The sequence below is a fragment of the Nonomuraea maritima genome (genome assembly GCF_900100395.1).
Lineage (GTDB): Bacteria > Actinomycetota > Actinomycetes > Streptosporangiales > Streptosporangiaceae > Nonomuraea > Nonomuraea maritima.
Map to the genome: position 1 here is coordinate 168,615 of NZ_FNFB01000012.1, position 15,456 is coordinate 184,070.

The window sequence follows — 15,456 nt, forward strand, 5'->3', positions numbered from 1 at the left end:
CCCAGGGCCCCGCGCCTGCGGATCGCGGGCGCGGGGTGGGCAGGTGGGTCAGACGTGCGGGAGGATCTCCGCGGCGATCAGTTCCAGGTGGTCGAGGTCGCTCAGGTCGAGCACCTGGAGGTAGGCGCGCTCGGCGCCGATCTCCCCGTACGCGCCGATCTTCTCGATCACCTCGGCCGGCGTGCCGCACAGGCCCCGCGCGCGCAGCTCGTCGGCGCTCTGGCCGATCGCGGCCGCGCGCCGCTGGAACTCGGCCTCGTCGGCCCCGACCACGGTCACCTGTGCGAAGGAGTACGTGAGGTCGCGCCCGGTCTCCTCGGACGCCCGGCGCACCCGGCCGAACGCCTCGGCGGTCTCGTCCGGCGAGTGGAACGGCACGTTGTACTCGTCCGCGTACGTGGCCGCCAGCCGGGGCGTGCGCTTCGCCCCGGCGCCGCCGATGATCACCGGCGGACGGGGACGCTGCACGGGCTTGGGCAGGGCCGGTGAATCGGCGAGGCGGTAGTAGCTGCCCTCGAAGGAGTAGTCCTTCTCGGCGGTCCACAGCCCGGTGATGATCTCCAGCTGCTCCTCGAACCGGCCGAACCGTTCGCCGAGCGGAGGGAACGGGATGCCGTACGAGGTGTGCTCCAGGTCGAACCAGCCGGTGCCGAGGCCCAGCTCGATCCGGCCGCCGCTCATCTGGTCGACCTGCGCGACGCTGATCGCCAGCGGCCCGGGGAGCCGGAACGTGGCGGCCGACACCAGCGTGCCGAGCCTGATGCCGGAGGTCTCCCTGGCGAGGCCGGCGAGGGTGATCCAGGCGTCGGTCGGGCCGGGGCCAGGGTCGCCGTCACCCATGCGCTGGTAATGGTCGGACCGGAAGAACGCGTCGAAACCCAGCCGCTCGGTGGCCTGGGCAAAGGTAAGCAGGTCGTCGTATGTGGCGCCCTGTTGGGGTTCGGTGAAGATCCGCAGCTTCATGCCCTAATTATCCGCCCCCGCCGAACGCGAACCGGAAAAGCCCCCCGCCGCGTCGCCGGGCTTGCTAACGTTCAGGCGCCGGTGCCTTACCGTAGCCGAACGACTACTTGGGGTGTCTCATGCCTCGGCACAAGAGGGAGCCCGGCATGCTCCCACGTCCGCTCGCCGTTCTCGCCGCGTTCTCGCTGGCTGTCGGCACCGCGGTGGCGGTGCGCCTGCTTCCCGCGGACGCGGCCAGGCCCGTCGCGGTGGCGACCCGTCCGGCCGTCTCGCCGTCCCCGCCCGTCGTGCCGCCGCCGGCGCCGCCGCCCGCGTTCGTGCGGTTCGTCGACCTCGCCCGCGACCCCGGTTTCGACCTGTCCGGCGACGCGCGCCGCACGGGCACGCGCCACTACGCGCTGGGCCACCTCGTCGCGGGCGGCGACGGCTGCGCGCCCAGGTGGGCCGGCGGCGACCGGGGCGCCGACCCGGTCAGCGGCCGGGTCGGGCGGCTGCGTGCGCTCGGCGGCGTCGCGGTGCCGGTCTTCGGCGGTCCCGACGGGCAGGAACTTGCCGCAGCCTGCGCGCGGCCGTCCGCTCTCGCCGCCGCCTACCTCCGGGCGATCGGCGCGCTCGAGGCAGGCGCCGTGGAGTTCGAGCTCCGCGACGGCGCCGATCGCGCCGTCGCGCTCCGGCGGGCGCGCGTCCTGCGCGCCCTGCAGCACGAGCGTCCGCTGCGGGTGGTGTTCACGCTGCCGCTGCGGACCGACGGTCTCGACCCGGCACACGTCTCGGCGCTGCGGCTCACCCGGCGCACGGGCGCCGAGGTCACCACCGTCAACCTCCTGGCGCCGGTCGAGCCGCGTACGGCGCGCGAGGGCCGCCTGCGCAGGATGGCCGTGGCCATCCGCGCCGCCCGCGACCAGATCGCCGAGGCCCAGGGCCTCGCCGACCCGGAGGACGCGTGGTCGCGCATCGCCCTGACGCCGGTGGTGGCCGCCGCGGGCGACCTGAGCCGGGCCGACGCCCGTACGCTGCGGTCGTACGCCGACCGTCACGGTCTGGCCTGGCTCTCACTGCGCGGCACCACCAGCGCGGCCGTCTTGTCCGATCTAAGGGATTAATCCCTGCTGAAGGTAGGATTCCGGCGGGAATCCGATCTGCGGGGAGTACGTGATGGCGGCGCGTCCGGACACGGCGCGAAAAGTCCTGCTCTACTGGATGGACGGACTGATCGCGTTCTTAGCGCTGCTGTACCTCACCCTCACCTATCTCTATTGGCGGCACGGCGTGATCCCGCTGCCGCAGTTCGCCGCCGCCGTCGCCTTCCAGCTCGGGTTCTACGCGCTCTTCCCCTTCCTCCTGCGCGAGACCTACGACCGCCCCCGCCCGCCCTCGCCGAAACTGCTGGCCGCCGGCGCCTGCGTGCTGGGCGCGCTCGCGCTGCTGCCGCACAGGGAGCTGGACGGCACGCCCACGTGGATGGAGGTCGGCGTACTGTGGCTGTCGGCCGCCGCCCTCTACCTTTCGGCCCGCGCGACCGCGGTGCTCGGTGTCGCGCTGATCGGCCTGGTCACCGGCTGGGTGTCGTTCCTCACGGGCCGCTTCTGGGCCGGTGTGCTGCTCACCGAGACCCTCAGCGCGGCCGGTCTGATCTTCGCCATGCTGTCGTGGCGCTGGCTCTACCGGACGATCAGGGACGCCCATGACGGCAAGGAGGCCAAGGCCCGGCTCGCCGTGGCAGAGGAACGGTTGCGTTTCGCCCGTGACCTGCACGACCTGCTCGGCCACAGCCTCTCGGTGATCAGTCTGAAGAGCGAGCTGGCCGCCAAACTGTCCACGAAGGACGCCGCGCGGGCGGAGGCGGAGATGGCCCAGGTGCGCCACCTGTCCGCGGCGGCGCTGAGCGAGGTGCAGGTCGCCGTCGACGGCTACCGGACGCTCGACCTGGACGACGAGCTGGCCGGGGTGCGGGCCGCGCTGGAGGCCGCGGGCACCCGCTGCGTCGTGGAGATCCGGGCCGACGAACTGTCACCGGCCGCGCGGACGCTGCTGGCGTGGGCCGTCCGCGAAGGGGCCACGAACGTGCTCAAGCACAGCACGGCCACGCGCTGCGCGATCACCATCGACGGCGGGGTGCTGGAGATGCGCAACGACGGCGTACGCGAGTCAGGCTCCGGCCCCGGCAACGGCCTGCGCGGCCTGTCGGAGCGGCTCGTCACGGCCGGCGGGTCGTTCTCCGCCGGCGCGACGAACACGGGTGAGTTCCTGTTGCGAGCGGCGGTGCCCGCGTGATCAGGAAGGCGTCGAAGCTCGACAAGGTCCGCTGGATGATCGTCTATTCGACGGACCTCATCGTCGTGCTGTCCGCCGTCGGCTACTACGACCTGTACATCCGTCTTGAGGCGGGGTTGCCGTGGCCGTTCGCCGCCGCCGGTGCCGTGCTCCTGCTGGTCGGGCAGGTGCTCATGACGCGGCCTTTCCGGGTGGCCATGCGGGAAGGGCCGCGGCCCACGGGCGTCCTCGTGGCGAGCGGGGTCATCGCCCTGCTCCTGACCGTCTTCCCGATGCTGTGGGTCTACCCCCCGTGGCTCGCCGCGCTGGCGCCGTTCGTTCGCAGGCGCACGCTCGTCGCGCTGTCGCTCGCGTCGATCGCGGTGGTCACCCTGTACATCGCGCTGGTGCAGGGGCTGGCCGTCGAGGTCCTCATGGTGCAGAGCCTGCTGACCGTGGTGAGCGTCGTCGGCGTGCTGGCGAACCTGTGGCTGTGGCGGGCGGCCAAGGCCGCGCACGAGGGCCAGGACGCCCTGGCCCGGCTGGCGGTCTCGGAGGAGCGGCTGCGCTTCGCCCGCGACCTGAACGACCTGCTCGGCCAGAGCCTCACCGACGTCGCCGCCCGTACGGCGAAGGCGCAGGAGGTGCTGCGCGCCGACCGGGAGGCCGCCGCCGCCGAGATGTTCGAGGTACGTGACCTGGCCAGGACGTCGCTGCGCGAGGTCCGCGCCACCGTGCAGAACTACCGGGCGATCGATCTGGACGAGGTGCTCGCCAGCGTGCGGGCCGTGCTGGAGGCGGCCGACGTCCGCTGCGAGGTGCGGGCGGAGACCGGCCCGCTGCTGCCGGAGGCCAGGACGCTGCTCGCCACCGTCGTCCGCGAGGGCGCGACCAACGTACTGAAGCACAGCAAGGCCGAACGCTGCACGATCTCGATCGAGAATGGGGTTCTGGAGATGTCCAACGACGGTGTGAGGGGGCCGGTGGGCGAGCACGCGGCGAACGGCCTGGCGGGCCTGACCCAGCGGCTGCACGCGGCGGGCGGCACCTTGGAGGCGGGTCCGGTCCCCGAGGGCCGGTACGTGCTGCGGGCGGCGGTGCCGGCATGACCACCCGCGTGCTGCTGGCCGACGACGAGCACCTGATCCGCGGCGCCATCGCGGCGCTGCTCGACCTGGAGGACGGCATCGAGGTCGTGGCCCAGGTGGGCAGGGGCGACGAGGTCGTGGCCGCCGTCGCCGAGCACCGTCCCGACGTGGCCGTGCTCGACATCGAGATGCCCGGCATGGACGGACTGAGCGCCGCCGAGCAGATCAGCGCCCAGTGCAAGATCGTCATCCTGACGAGCCTCGGCCGTCCCGGCTACCTGCGCCGCGCCATGGCGGCCGGGGTGAGCGGATTCCTCGGCAAGGACGCCTCGGCGGAGGAGCTCGCGATGGCGATCCGCAAGGTGATGGCCGGGGGCCGCTACCTCGACGCGGAGCTGGCCGCGGCGGCGATGGCGGCCGGCGACAGCCCGCTGACCGATCGCGAGCGCGACGCGCTGCGGCTGGCGGGCGAGGGCGCGACGATCGCTCGCATCGCCGGCGAGCTGCACCTGACCGAGGGCACCGTGCGCAACTACCTGTCGAGCGCGATGACGAAGCTGGGCGCGCAGAACCGGTTGGAGGCGATCAACACGGCCCAGCGCATGGGCTGGCTCTGACCCGTCCTGGGTGTCTCGAAAGCGTCACGACCTCTTGACCTTGAGTGTCAGGGATTTTACGTTCGCGGTACTTATCCGGTTAGACGCGGGCCCTTCGGGGCCCGGGCCAATTGAAAAGTGATCGCTTACCGGTCTCCGGGCGGCGGCGTGGTGTGCGCCATGGTTGGGAGCGCTCCCAACATCTCGGGAAACCGGCCCATCGGGGGTGTCTCGACAGACCGCGACCCTTCGCGCCGTCGCGCGGAGGAAGGAGAGAAGCGATGCGTAACCGGGCTCGTTTCATGATCCCGCTCGTGGCGGCGGGCCTGCTCGCCGCGGCGTGCACCGGCGGCGGGTCCACGCCGTCGCCCGCTGTCTCCCCACCGCAGGGTCAGGGCGCGGTGGCCGACCGCGGCGAGTTGCCGCGCAACGAAACCCTCTACACCACGGGCACCCAGTGGGGCCCGCCGGCCAACTACAACCCGATCAGGGAGTGGGACCACGCCGTCGGCACCAAGGGCCTGGTGTACGAGACGCTGTTCCACTACGACGCCACCGCCGCGCAGCTCAAGCCGTGGCTCGCCGCCGGCGGCAGCTGGATCGACGACACGACGTACGAGGTCAAGCTGCGCCCCGGCATCACCTGGTCGGACGGGCAGCCGTTCACCGCCGCCGACGTCAAGTTCTCCTACGAGCTCGGCAAGATGGAGACGATCCCCTACGCCGACCTGTGGACCTGGCTGGAGAGCATCGAGGCGGTCGACGACCAGACGGTGCGCTTCACCTTCTCCCAGGCCAACTACCAGCAGTGGGACTTCAACCTCTACGGCCGCGCGATCGTGCCGCAGCACATCTGGAAGGACCGCGGCGAGAAGGAGGTCCTGGACGGCGTCAACGAGAATCCCGTCGGCACCGGCGCGTACAAGGTCATGAGCAGCGGCCAGGACCGCGTGGTGCTGCAGCGCCGCGACGACTGGTGGGGCAAGACGGCGCTGAACATGGAGCCCAAGCCCCGCTACATCGTCGACATCGCCACGCCCAGCAACGAGGTCGCCATGGGCATGCTCCTGCAGAAGCAGCTCGACCTCAGCAACAACTTCCTGCCCGGCGTCGCGAACCTGGTCAACGGCAACTTCGGGCTGACGACGTACTACGCCGAGCCGCCGTACATGCTGTCGGCGAACACCGCCTGGCTGGTGCCCAACACCACGCGCAAGCCGATGGACGACGCCGCCTTCCGCAAGGCGCTGGCCCACTCGATCAACACCAAGCAGATCGTGGAGAGCGTGTACGGCAACCTGGTGCGCGCCTCCAGCCCCACCGGGCTGCTGCCGCAGTGGGAGAAGTTCGTCGACCAGGACGTCGTCTCGTCCTCCGGGTTCACCTTCGACACCGCCAAGGCCAAGCAGCTGCTCGCCGACGCCGGCTACCGCGACCGCGACGGTGACGGGCTCGTGGAGAACAAGGACGGCTCCAAGATCGACCTGACCCTCATCGTGCCGTCCGGCTGGACCGACTGGATGGAGTCGGCCCGCGCGATCGCGGCCGGCGCCAAGGAGGCGGGCATCGCGGTGACGCCGGAGTTCCCCGACTTCAACGCGCTGGTCGAGCAGCGCACCGAGGGGAACTTCGACCTGCTCGTCAACAACGACAGGCAGCTGTCGAACTCGCCGTACACCTACTACGAGTACATCTTCCAGCTGCCCGTACAGAAGCAGCAGAACACTGTCAACTACGCCCGCTACGAGAACGAGAAGGCGTGGGACCTCACCCGGCAGCTCGACCGGATCAAGACGGACGACGTCGCGGGCATGCAGGAGGTCATCTCGCAGCTCCAGAAGATCCACCTGGACGATCTTCCGGCGATCCCGCTCTGGTACAACGGCCTGTGGGCGCAGTCGAGCACCAGCGTGTGGAAGAACTGGTCGTCGGCGCAGGGCAACGCCCCCAAGACCGGCGCCACGATGTGGCGCAACTGGTTCGAGCTCGGCGGCTTCGAGACGCTCACCCAGCTCCAGCCCGCCGGCTCCTGACCGGGCAGACCGCTTCCCTCCGCCCCGCCCGCGAACCCGGGGGCGGAGGGCTCTCACGGAGAGTGCACACGTGCGCCGTTACTTCTTCCGCAAACTCCTCGTCTACGGGCTCACCTTCTTCGTCGCCGTCACCGTCAACTGGATGATCCCGCGCTTCATGCCGGGCGACCCGGTCGCCGGCATGGTCGCCCGGGCCAACGTCACCCAGCCGCAGGCCGTCGCGGCCATGCGGGCCTACTACACCGAGCTGTTCGGCTTCGACCGGCCGTTGTGGCAGCAGTACGTCAACTTCTGGGGGGCGATGCTGCGCGGCGACTTCGGACTCAGCATCTGGCTGTTCCCGACGCCGGTCAGCACCGTGATCGGGAACGCGGTGCCGTACACGCTGGCGCTCGTCGTGCCGTCCGTGCTGCTCAGCTGGGTGGTGGGCAACTGGTTCGGCGCGTACGCCGCCCGTCGCAGGGCGCTCGACAACACCGTCCTGCCGGTCGGCTACATCCTGACCGCCACGCCGTACATGTGGCTCGCGGTGCTGCTCGCGTGGGGGCTCGGTGTGGTCGCCGGGTGGTTCCCGGTGGCCGGCGGCTACAGCTTCGCCCTGCAGCCCACCTGGTCGGCGACGTTCCTGCTGAACCTGGTGCACCACTGGACGCTGCCGTTCCTGTCGCTCTTCCTCGTGGCGCTCGGCGGCTGGGCGATCGGCATGCGCAACATGATCATCTACGAGCTGGAGTCGGACTACGCCAACTACCTGTCCGCGCTCGGCGCCCCGGCCCGGCTGATCCGCAGGTACGCCTTCCGCAACGCCGTCCTGCCGCAGATCACCGGCCTCGCGCTGCAGCTCGGCGTGATCGTGGCGGGCGCTCTGGTGACGGAGATCGTCTTCGCCTATCCCGGGCTCGGCAGCCTGATCCTCAAGGCGATCCAGAACCAGGACTTCTTCCTGCTGCAGGGCACGTTCCTGTTCATCGTGCTGGGCGTCCTGATCGCCAACTTCATCATCGACATCGTCTACGTCGTGGTCGATCCGCGGACGCGGGCGGGAATGGCGGGTGCGAACGCATGACGGCACTGCAGGAAGCGGCCCCTCGGCCACGGGAGGGCGTGCGGCGCGAGGCGCTCTACTTCGCCGTCCGCAACGGCAAGCTGCTCACCGGGTTCGGCGTCGTCGCCGTGCTGCTCCTGGCCGGCCTGATGGGCCCGCTGCTCACGGACGTGCCGCCCAACCAGTACGGCCCCCGTCCCATGAGCCCGCCCTCGGCCGAGCACTGGTTCGGCACCACGACCTTCGGCCAGGACGTCTTCACCCAGTTCGTCCACGGCCTGCGCAGCACCTTCCTGGTGGGCGCGATCGGCGGCGGCGTCGCCGCGGTCATCGGCATGTTCGTCGGATTCGTGGCCGGCTACCGGGGCGGCCTGGTCGACGAGATCCTCAGCATGCTGACGAACATCGTCCTGGTCATCCCCGCCCTCGCCGTCCTACTGATCATCAACGCCTACCTCGGCCTGCGCAGCGTGGCCCTGCAGGGCCTGTTCATCGGGCTGACGCAGTGGCCGTGGGCGGCGCGGGCGATCCGGGCGCAGACGTTCTCGCTGCGCTCGCGCGAGTTCGTCGACCTGGCCAGGATGAGCGGCTCGGGCACCTTGCGGATCATCAGCAGGGAGGTCGCGCCGAACATGAGCTCGTACCTGTTCATGACGTTCATCCTGCTGTTCGGCGGCTCGATCCTCATCGCGTCGTCGCTCGACTTCATCGGCCTCGGCCCCACCGACGCGGTCTCCCTCGGCCTGATGCTGCAGAACGCCACCCAGTGGAGCGCGCTCCAGCTCGGCATGTGGTGGTGGTTCGTCCCGCCCGGCGCCGCCATCACCGCCGTGGTCGGCGCCCTGTACGTCGCCAACGTCGGCCTGGACGAGGTCTTCAACCCGAAGCTGAGGGAGCTATGAGCCTGCGGGTCAGCGAACTGAGGGTGGTGTACAGGACGCTGAAGGGCGACGTGCACGCGCTCGACGGCGTCACCTTCGGACTGGCCGACGGCGAGATCCTCGGCCTGGTCGGCGAGTCGGGCTGCGGCAAGAGCACGCTCGGCAAGTCACTCATCCGCATGGACGGCCGCATGCGCCACCTCGGCGGCACGGCCGTGCTCGACGACGAGGAACTGCCGATCGGCGACGACCGCCGGATGAACGAGTTCCGGTTCAAGCGCGTCTCCCTCATCCCGCAGTACGCCATGAGCGCGCTGAACCCAACCCGCAGGATCCGCAAGCTGGTCGCCGAACTGCTCAGGTCGCGCGGCGTCGCGCTGGACGCGGCCGAGCTGGAGAGCCGCATGGCCCAGGTCGGCCTGCCGCCCGACGTGCTCGGCCGCTACCCGATCGAGCTGTCGGGCGGCATGCGGCAGCGCGTGGTGATGGTCATCTCCACGCTGCTCGACCCGTCCCTGCTGATCGCCGACGAGGTGACGTCCGCGCTCGACGTCTCCACCCAGAAGGCGGTGGTCCGCGCGCTGCTCGGCTTCCGCGACCGCGGTTACGTCAAGAGCATGATCTTCATCACGCACGACCTCGCCCTCACCCACCACCTCGCCGACACGATCATGGTCATGTACGCCGGCCGCCTGGTCGAGAAGGCACCCGCCGACGTGATCGTCCAGGCGCCGCGGCACCCGTACACCCGGCTGCTGCTCGACGCGCTGCCCGAGGTGGGCGTCCGGCACGCCGACCGCAGGCTCACCGGCATCCCCGGCAGCCCGCCCCAGCTGCTCGACCCGCCCGCGGGCTGCCGCTTCCGCGCCAGGTGCCCGGTCGCGGACGACAGGTGCGCCGAGGACCCGCCGGTGACCGCCCTCGCCTCCGACCACCACGTAGCCTGCTGGAAGGCCTGATGCTCAGACTCGACGACGTCACCAAGCGGTTCAGGACCGGCATGCTCGGCGGCGGCAGTGTCACCGCCGTCAGCGACGTGAGCTTCGAGGTCGCCCCGGGCGAGGTCGTCTCGCTGATCGGCGAGAGCGGCAGCGGCAAGAGCACCATCGGCCGGATGATCCTCGGCCTGCAGCCGGTCACCAGCGGCACGATCACCTTCGACGGGAGTCACGTGCGGCCGGGCAAGGAGTTCTACCGCCACGTCCAGGGCATCTTCCAGGACCCCTTCAGCTCGTTCAACCCGGTGTTCAAGGCCGATCGCGTGTTTGCGATGATCAAGGACGTGTACCACCCGTCGACGCCAGGGCCCGAGTGGGCGCGACGGGTCGAGGCCGCGCTGCACGACGTGCGGCTCAACCCCGGCCAGGTGCTCGGCAAGTACCCCCACCAGCTCAGCGGCGGCCAGCTCCAGCGGCTGCTCATCGCCCGCGCGCTGCTGCTGGAGATCAGGCTGCTGGTGGCCGACGAGATCACCAGCATGCTCGACGCCTCCACCCGCATCGACGTGCTCAACCTGCTGGCCGAGCTCAAGGCCCGCGGCCTCGGCGTGCTCTACATCACCCACGACCTGTCCCTCGGGACGTACCTGGCCGAACGCACGGTGGTGCTGCGCCGGGGGAGTGTGGTGGAGATGGGCCCGACCGGGCAGGTCTTCGGGGGGCCGCTGCACCCGTACACGCGCGAACTGCTGGCCGCCGTGCCGCGCCTGCACCAGCCCTGGGACGACGCCGTGCCCGTGGACGCCTGCGCGTACCACGTGCACGGCGGCACCGGCGTGCTCGCCGAGGCAGGACCGGGGCACCACGTGGCGTGCGCCCGGCTCGGCACCTGCCCCTAGGAGACACCCGTGAGTTCGTACCGTCCGCTGCACGACGGCTGGTCACTGACCGGACGGGACGGCACAGCCGTGCCCGCCGGCGTGCCGGGCTGCGTGCACACCGACCTGCTGGCCGCCGGACTGATCCCCGACCCCTACCTGGACGACAACGAGCACCGCCTCGCCTGGATCGGCCGTTCTGAATGGACCTACCGCACCACGTTCACCTGGTCGCCGGACGGGCACGAGCGCACCGACCTCGTGTGCGAGGGCCTGGACACCGTCGCCACGCTCACCCTCAACGGCGTGCGCCTGGGCAGCACCGCCAACCAGCACCGCGGCTACCGCTTCCCGGTCCGCCACCTGCTGCGCGACGGCGACAACGAGCTCGTCGTGCGCTTCGGCTCCGCCTACGCCTACGCCGAGGAGCAGCGGGCGGCGCTGGGGGAGCGGCCGGCCGCCTACGACGAGCCGTACGCCTTCGTCCGCAAGAGCGCCTGCAACTTCGGCTGGGACTGGGGACCGAACGTCGTCACGGCCGGGATCTGGCGTCCGATCGGGCTGGAGAGCTGGAGCCGCGCCCGCCTGGCCGAGGTCCGTCCGCTGGCGCGCGCCGACGGCACGGTGGAGGTGCACGTCCGCGTCGAGCGCACCACCGAGCACACCACCGGGCACACCACCGGGCACCCGCTCACGCTGACCGCCGAGGTCGCCGGCGTCCGCGCCGAACAGCGGCTCGAAGGCCGCACGGCCACGCTCAGGCTGCGGGTGCCCGAGCCGGACCTGTGGTGGCCCCGCGGGTACGGCGCCCAGTCGCTGTACGACCTGTCCGTCCGCCTGTCAGGGGAGGACGGCGGCGACGCGTGGACGGGCCGCATCGGCTTCCGCGACGTCGAACTGCGGCCCGAGGCGTTCCGGCTGGCGGTCAACGGCGTGCCGGTGTTCGTCAAGGGGGTCAACTGGATCCCCGACGACTGCTTCCCCGCCCGCGTCACCCGCGACCGCCTGGCCGAACGGCTCGGGCAGGCCGTCGCCGCTGGCGTCAACCTGGTACGGGTCTGGGGCGGCGGCACGTACGAGAGCGACGACTTCTACGACCTCGCCGACGAGCTGGGCCTGCTGGTGTGGCAGGACTTCCCGTTCGCCTGCGCCGCCTACCCCGAGGAGGAGCCGTTCCGGTCGGAGGTCGAGGCCGAGGCGCGCCGGCACGTCGCGCGGCTCGCCCGCCACCCCAGCCTCGCGCTGTGGTGCGGCAACAACGAGAACCTCGAGGGGTACGCCGACTGGGGCTGGCGTGACCGGCTGGAGCACCGCAGCTGGGGCGCGGGCTTCTACCACGACCTGCTCCCGTCGATCGTCGCCGAGCTCGACCCGACGCGGCCGTACTGGCCGGGCAGCCCCTACTCGGGGGCGCCGCACCTGCCCCCGAACGACCCCGCCCGCGGCACGACGCACATCTGGGACGTCTGGAACCGCGAGGACTACACCCGCTACGCCGCCTACCGGCCCCGGTTCGTGGCCGAATTCGGGTTCCAGGGGCCGCCGGCGTACGCCACGCTGCGCCGCGCCTCCTCCGACGAGCCGCTCACCCCCGCCTCCTCCCACCAGAAGGCGATCGACGGCGAGGGCAAGCTGCTCCGCGGGCTCGGCACGCACCTGCCGCGGCCCGAGACGTTCGACGACTGGCACTACCTGACCCAGCTCAACCAGGCCAGGGCGGTGGCGTACGGGATCGAACGGTTCCGGTCGCTGATGCCGTACTGCATGGGGACGGTCGTCTGGCAGCTCAACGACTGCTGGCCGGTCACGTCGTGGTCGGCGGTCGACGGCGACGGCCGCCGCAAGCCGCTCTGGTACGCGCTGCGCCGGGCCTACGCCGACCGGCTGATCACCGTGCGGGACGGTGAGGTGGCCCTGGTCAACGACACGTCCGAGCCGTGGTCCGGCGAGCTGGACCTGGTCCGGCACGCCCTCACGGGGGAGCCGCTGGCCAAGGAGGTCGTCTCCGTGCGCGTGGCGCCCAGGGCGGTGACCCGGGTGGCGCTGCCGCCGCGGCTCGCGACGCCCGGCGACCCGGCGACCGAGCTGCTCGTGGCCCGCCTCGACGAGGCGCGCGCGGTGAGCTGCTACGCGAACGACACCGCCGTCGCGTACCCGCAGGCCGTCTGGGAGGCGTCGGTGGAACGGGTCGGCTCCGGGTACCGGGTGACCGTCACCGCCGTCACCGTGCTGCGCGAACTCGCTCTCTTCCCCGACCGGCTCGACCCGGACGCGGTCGTGGACGACCAGCTCGTCACGCTGCTGCCCGGCGAGAGCGCCGTCTTCCACGTCACCACCGCGAGCGACCTGGACGCCCGCGCCCTGACCGCCTTCCCGGTGCTGCGCTGCGTCAACTCCTGACCGGTCACCTGGAGTCGACGCGGCCCAGTGGATCGGCGTCGCGGGCCAGCTCGGCGGTCGCCGCCGACCAGCTCGGGTCGCCGGGCCGCAGCGCGCCGCGCAGGTAGGCCCACGTGAGCCGCCGGAGCAGGGCGACCCGTTCCTGGCTCTCGTCGGTCGTCTCCGTGGAGTGGTAGCCGGAGATGCCGCCGAGCGAGTGCTCCGCCCCGAACAGCGTGAGCAGGCTCTTGCTCCCTGGGCTCAGGGCGTACGCGTCGGTGAACCACTCAGGCCCCCTCACCGACAGGGCGGACTGGTCCCGGTCGCCGGCGACGACCAGGGCGGGCGTGGTCATCTCCGAGAAGCCGGGGTTCATGAAGGGGAAGTGCTCGGCGGCGAACGGCGTCAGGTCGGCGCCGCCGGTGCCGGGCACGGCGAGCAGCACGCCCGCCTTGATCCGCGGGTCGGACATGTCCTTGCCCGGGGCGCCGTCGGCGTCGAGGACCCGCGCGCCCAGCAGCATGCTCACCGTCTGGGCGCCCCAGGAGTGCCCGGCCGCGGCGACGCTGTCCCGGTCGACGCGCCCCGCGAGGCCGGGCACGGCGGCTTCGAGGACGTCCAGCCGGTCGAGGACACGGGTCAGGTCGTCCACGCGGTGGCGCCAGATCTCGGGATGGCGGGGGTCGTCGGGAGCGAGGTTCAGCGTCCGCGAGTCGAGGTGGGTGGGCTGGACGACGACGAAGCCGCGGGCGGCCCAGAAGTCGACGAGCGGGGCATAGCCGTCCAGCGACCCGCCGAAGCCGTGCGAGAAGACGATGACGGGCAGCTCGCCGCCGGTGACGGGGGCCGAGACGCGTACGCGCAGGTCCTCGCCGCGGGCAGGCGCGGGCAGCACCACGGGGCGGACGGAGATGACAGGGGTGGGGTCGTGCATGGGGTGTTCTCCTCGACAGGCAGGATGATCTGGCATCATGAGGAAAACGGATCCGTGTTCCGCTAAAGACGATACGGAACCGTGTTCCGATTAGCAAGTCGAGTGACGGAGGCGGCAGCGGCAGTGGCTGACATGAGCAGCGGATCGGCCCCCGGGGAGCAGGCCGACCTCGGCAGCGCGGCGACCCTCGGGAAGCGGGCCGACGTCGGCAGCGGGCCGGCCCCTCGGAAGCGGGCCGATGCCCGGCGCAACGAGAAGACGCTGCTGGAAGCGGCCGCCGCAGCGTTCGTCGCCTCGGGCGTCGACGTGCCCGTGCGCGACATCGCGGCCAGGGCGGGCGTCGGCGTCGGCACGATCTACCGGCACTTCCCGACGCGGGCCGATCTCGTCGCCGCCGTCTACCGGCACCAGGTCGAGGCCTGTGCCGCGGCGGGGCCGGAACTGCTGGCGAGCGCCGACTCGCCGTACACCGCCCTGACGCGGTGGATCGACCTCTTCGTCGACTTCCTGGTGACCAAACACGGCCTGGCCGAGGCCCTGCAGTCGGACGACGCCGCGTTCCAGACGCTGCACGCGTACTTCCTTGACCGTCTCGTGCCCGTCTGTGCCGACCTTCTCGCCGCCGCCACCCGGGCGGGTCAGGTCCGTACGGACATCGAGGCTCTCGAACTGCTGCGGGGAGTCGGCAACCTCTGCATCGGCGCCGGCAAAGACTCGCAGTACGACGCCCGCCGCATGGTCACCCTCCTCCTGACCGGCCTGCAACACCGACCATCCACCCCGTAGGCGAACCGGGTGTCACATGGCGCGCCTGAACCCGCGACGCCGGGTCGTCAGGCGGGCCTCAGCGGCGTAGGCGGCGGTTGACCGCGGTGAAGAGCAGTGCGCCGAGCCAGATCATGAGCACTACCTTGAACAGCCCGGACAGGCCGAAGACCAGCGACAGCACCACGAGCACGAGGAGCGCGGGAAGCAGGCCACCCGGGCCGTGATGATGCCGACGCCACTGGGAACGGGCGGCGCGGCGCGCCTCTCTGCTCGCGTGGCGCATGTCGTGCATCTGCTGCCGGTGCGCGTGCGCGGCCGCCCTCCAGCCCGCCGGATCGTGGAACGGACCTGGAAGGCCGGAGGGAGGCCCCGGCGCCCAGCCCGGCCCCATTCCCGGCCCCATTCCCGGCCCCATTCCCGGCCATGGCCGGGGCGGCTCCGCCGACGGCGCGGCGGGCCCGGAGCCCGGCAGGTCGGCCGTCACGCGCGCGAGGTCGCGGAACGTCTTGGCGGCCAGCGTCTGATCGAGCCGCTCGTCGAGTTCCTCATTGGTCAGGCGGCCCTGGGCGAAGTGCTCGCGCAGGGCCGCCATGGTCTGCTCCCGCTCGGCGTCGCCGACGCGGAGGTCGTCATGGTCCATGTCAGGCTCCTCGCTGTGCCATATCCGGGCGGCCGGTGGGGCTCCGGTCATGCCCGCGGT

General features: G+C 71.5%; 14 protein-coding genes. 11 read left to right on the plus strand and 3 right to left on the minus strand.

Going from position 1 to position 15,456, the window contains the following annotated elements:
* Positions 1 to 48: 48 nt before the first annotated feature.
* Positions 49 to 963, minus strand: coding sequence for an LLM class F420-dependent oxidoreductase (locus tag BLR04_RS20785; protein WP_090767703.1), 915 nt, complete (start codon positions 961 to 963; stop codon positions 49 to 51).
* A gap of 146 nt (positions 964 to 1,109) precedes the next feature.
* Here BLR04_RS20785 and BLR04_RS20790 point away from each other — a divergent pair, with 146 nt between their 5' ends.
* The 10 genes from BLR04_RS20790 (at position 1,110) to BLR04_RS20835 (ending at position 13,075) form a co-directional block, all read left to right on the plus strand.
* Positions 1,110 to 2,066 (plus strand): glycoside hydrolase family 18 protein, encoded by a 957-nt coding sequence (locus BLR04_RS20790; RefSeq protein WP_090767705.1) that lies wholly within the window; start codon positions 1,110 to 1,112, stop codon positions 2,064 to 2,066.
* 52 nt (positions 2,067 to 2,118) lie between these two features.
* Positions 2,119 to 3,237, plus strand: coding sequence for a sensor histidine kinase (locus tag BLR04_RS20795; RefSeq protein WP_090767708.1), 1,119 nt, complete (start codon positions 2,119 to 2,121; stop codon positions 3,235 to 3,237).
* A complete protein-coding gene (locus BLR04_RS20800) occupies positions 3,234 to 4,325 on the plus strand; it encodes a sensor histidine kinase (protein ID WP_090767711.1) in 1,092 nt (363 codons plus the stop codon). Before BLR04_RS20795 ends, BLR04_RS20800 begins: the two co-directional genes overlap by 4 nt.
* Positions 4,322 to 4,921: a response regulator transcription factor gene (locus BLR04_RS20805; protein WP_090767714.1), complete on the plus strand. Its 600-nt coding sequence runs from the start codon at positions 4,322 to 4,324 to the stop codon at positions 4,919 to 4,921. The genes BLR04_RS20800 and BLR04_RS20805 overlap by 4 nt, the downstream gene beginning before the upstream one ends.
* Before the next feature lie 260 nt (positions 4,922 to 5,181).
* A complete protein-coding gene (locus BLR04_RS20810) occupies positions 5,182 to 6,933 on the plus strand; it encodes an ABC transporter substrate-binding protein (protein ID WP_090767716.1) in 1,752 nt (583 codons plus the stop codon).
* Positions 6,934 to 7,003: 70 nt separating this feature from the next.
* Positions 7,004 to 7,999, plus strand: coding sequence for an ABC transporter permease (locus BLR04_RS20815; protein ID WP_090767719.1), 996 nt, complete (start codon positions 7,004 to 7,006; stop codon positions 7,997 to 7,999).
* Positions 7,996 to 8,880: an ABC transporter permease gene (locus tag BLR04_RS20820; protein ID WP_090767722.1), complete on the plus strand. Its 885-nt coding sequence runs from the start codon at positions 7,996 to 7,998 to the stop codon at positions 8,878 to 8,880. The genes BLR04_RS20815 and BLR04_RS20820 overlap by 4 nt, the downstream gene beginning before the upstream one ends.
* Positions 8,877 to 9,818, plus strand: a complete 942-nt coding sequence (locus BLR04_RS20825) for an ABC transporter ATP-binding protein (RefSeq protein WP_090767726.1) — start codon at positions 8,877 to 8,879, stop codon at positions 9,816 to 9,818. Before BLR04_RS20820 ends, BLR04_RS20825 begins: the two co-directional genes overlap by 4 nt.
* Positions 9,818 to 10,696 (plus strand): ATP-binding cassette domain-containing protein, encoded by an 879-nt coding sequence (locus BLR04_RS20830; protein ID WP_090767729.1) that lies wholly within the window; start codon positions 9,818 to 9,820, stop codon positions 10,694 to 10,696. The genes BLR04_RS20825 and BLR04_RS20830 overlap by 1 nt, the downstream gene beginning before the upstream one ends.
* Positions 10,697 to 10,705: 9 nt before the next feature.
* Positions 10,706 to 13,075, plus strand: a complete 2,370-nt coding sequence (locus BLR04_RS20835; protein WP_090767733.1) for a glycoside hydrolase family 2 protein — start codon at positions 10,706 to 10,708, stop codon at positions 13,073 to 13,075.
* A gap of 4 nt (positions 13,076 to 13,079) precedes the next feature.
* Here BLR04_RS20835 and BLR04_RS20840 read toward each other — a convergent pair whose 3' ends face one another.
* Positions 13,080 to 13,988, minus strand: a complete 909-nt coding sequence (locus tag BLR04_RS20840; protein WP_090767736.1) for an alpha/beta hydrolase family protein — start codon at positions 13,986 to 13,988, stop codon at positions 13,080 to 13,082.
* Between the two features lie 132 nt (positions 13,989 to 14,120).
* Here BLR04_RS20840 and BLR04_RS20845 point away from each other — a divergent pair, with 132 nt between their 5' ends.
* A complete protein-coding gene (locus tag BLR04_RS20845; protein ID WP_090767739.1) occupies positions 14,121 to 14,774 on the plus strand; it encodes a TetR/AcrR family transcriptional regulator in 654 nt (217 codons plus the stop codon).
* A gap of 58 nt (positions 14,775 to 14,832) precedes the next feature.
* Here BLR04_RS20845 and BLR04_RS42410 read toward each other — a convergent pair whose 3' ends face one another.
* Positions 14,833 to 15,396 (minus strand): DUF1707 SHOCT-like domain-containing protein, encoded by a 564-nt coding sequence (locus tag BLR04_RS42410; RefSeq protein WP_090767742.1) that lies wholly within the window; start codon positions 15,394 to 15,396, stop codon positions 14,833 to 14,835.
* Between the last annotated feature and the right edge of the window lie 60 nt (positions 15,397 to 15,456).

What these genes read in the sequence shown, in the direction of transcription:
- BLR04_RS42410 (WP_090767742.1), bottom strand. Translation starts at nt 15,396, where the DNA reads ATGGACCATGACGACCTCCGCGTCGGCGACGCCGAGCGGGAGCAGACC.
- BLR04_RS20785 (WP_090767703.1), bottom strand. Translation starts at nt 963, where the DNA reads ATGAAGCTGCGGATCTTCACCGAACCCCAACAGGGCGCCACATACGAC.
- BLR04_RS20810 (WP_090767716.1), top strand. Translation starts at nt 5,182, where the DNA reads ATGCGTAACCGGGCTCGTTTCATGATCCCGCTCGTGGCGGCGGGCCTG.
- BLR04_RS20840 (WP_090767736.1), bottom strand. Translation starts at nt 13,988, where the DNA reads ATGCACGACCCCACCCCTGTCATCTCCGTCCGCCCCGTGGTGCTGCCC.
- BLR04_RS20845 (WP_090767739.1), top strand. Translation starts at nt 14,121, where the DNA reads ATGAGCAGCGGATCGGCCCCCGGGGAGCAGGCCGACCTCGGCAGCGCG.
- BLR04_RS20790 (WP_090767705.1), top strand. Translation starts at nt 1,110, where the DNA reads ATGCTCCCACGTCCGCTCGCCGTTCTCGCCGCGTTCTCGCTGGCTGTC.
- BLR04_RS20825 (WP_090767726.1), top strand. Translation starts at nt 8,877, where the DNA reads ATGAGCCTGCGGGTCAGCGAACTGAGGGTGGTGTACAGGACGCTGAAG.
- BLR04_RS20830 (WP_090767729.1), top strand. Translation starts at nt 9,818, where the DNA reads ATGCTCAGACTCGACGACGTCACCAAGCGGTTCAGGACCGGCATGCTC.
- BLR04_RS20795 (WP_090767708.1), top strand. Translation starts at nt 2,119, where the DNA reads ATGGCGGCGCGTCCGGACACGGCGCGAAAAGTCCTGCTCTACTGGATG.
- BLR04_RS20805 (WP_090767714.1), top strand. Translation starts at nt 4,322, where the DNA reads ATGACCACCCGCGTGCTGCTGGCCGACGACGAGCACCTGATCCGCGGC.
- BLR04_RS20820 (WP_090767722.1), top strand. Translation starts at nt 7,996, where the DNA reads ATGACGGCACTGCAGGAAGCGGCCCCTCGGCCACGGGAGGGCGTGCGG.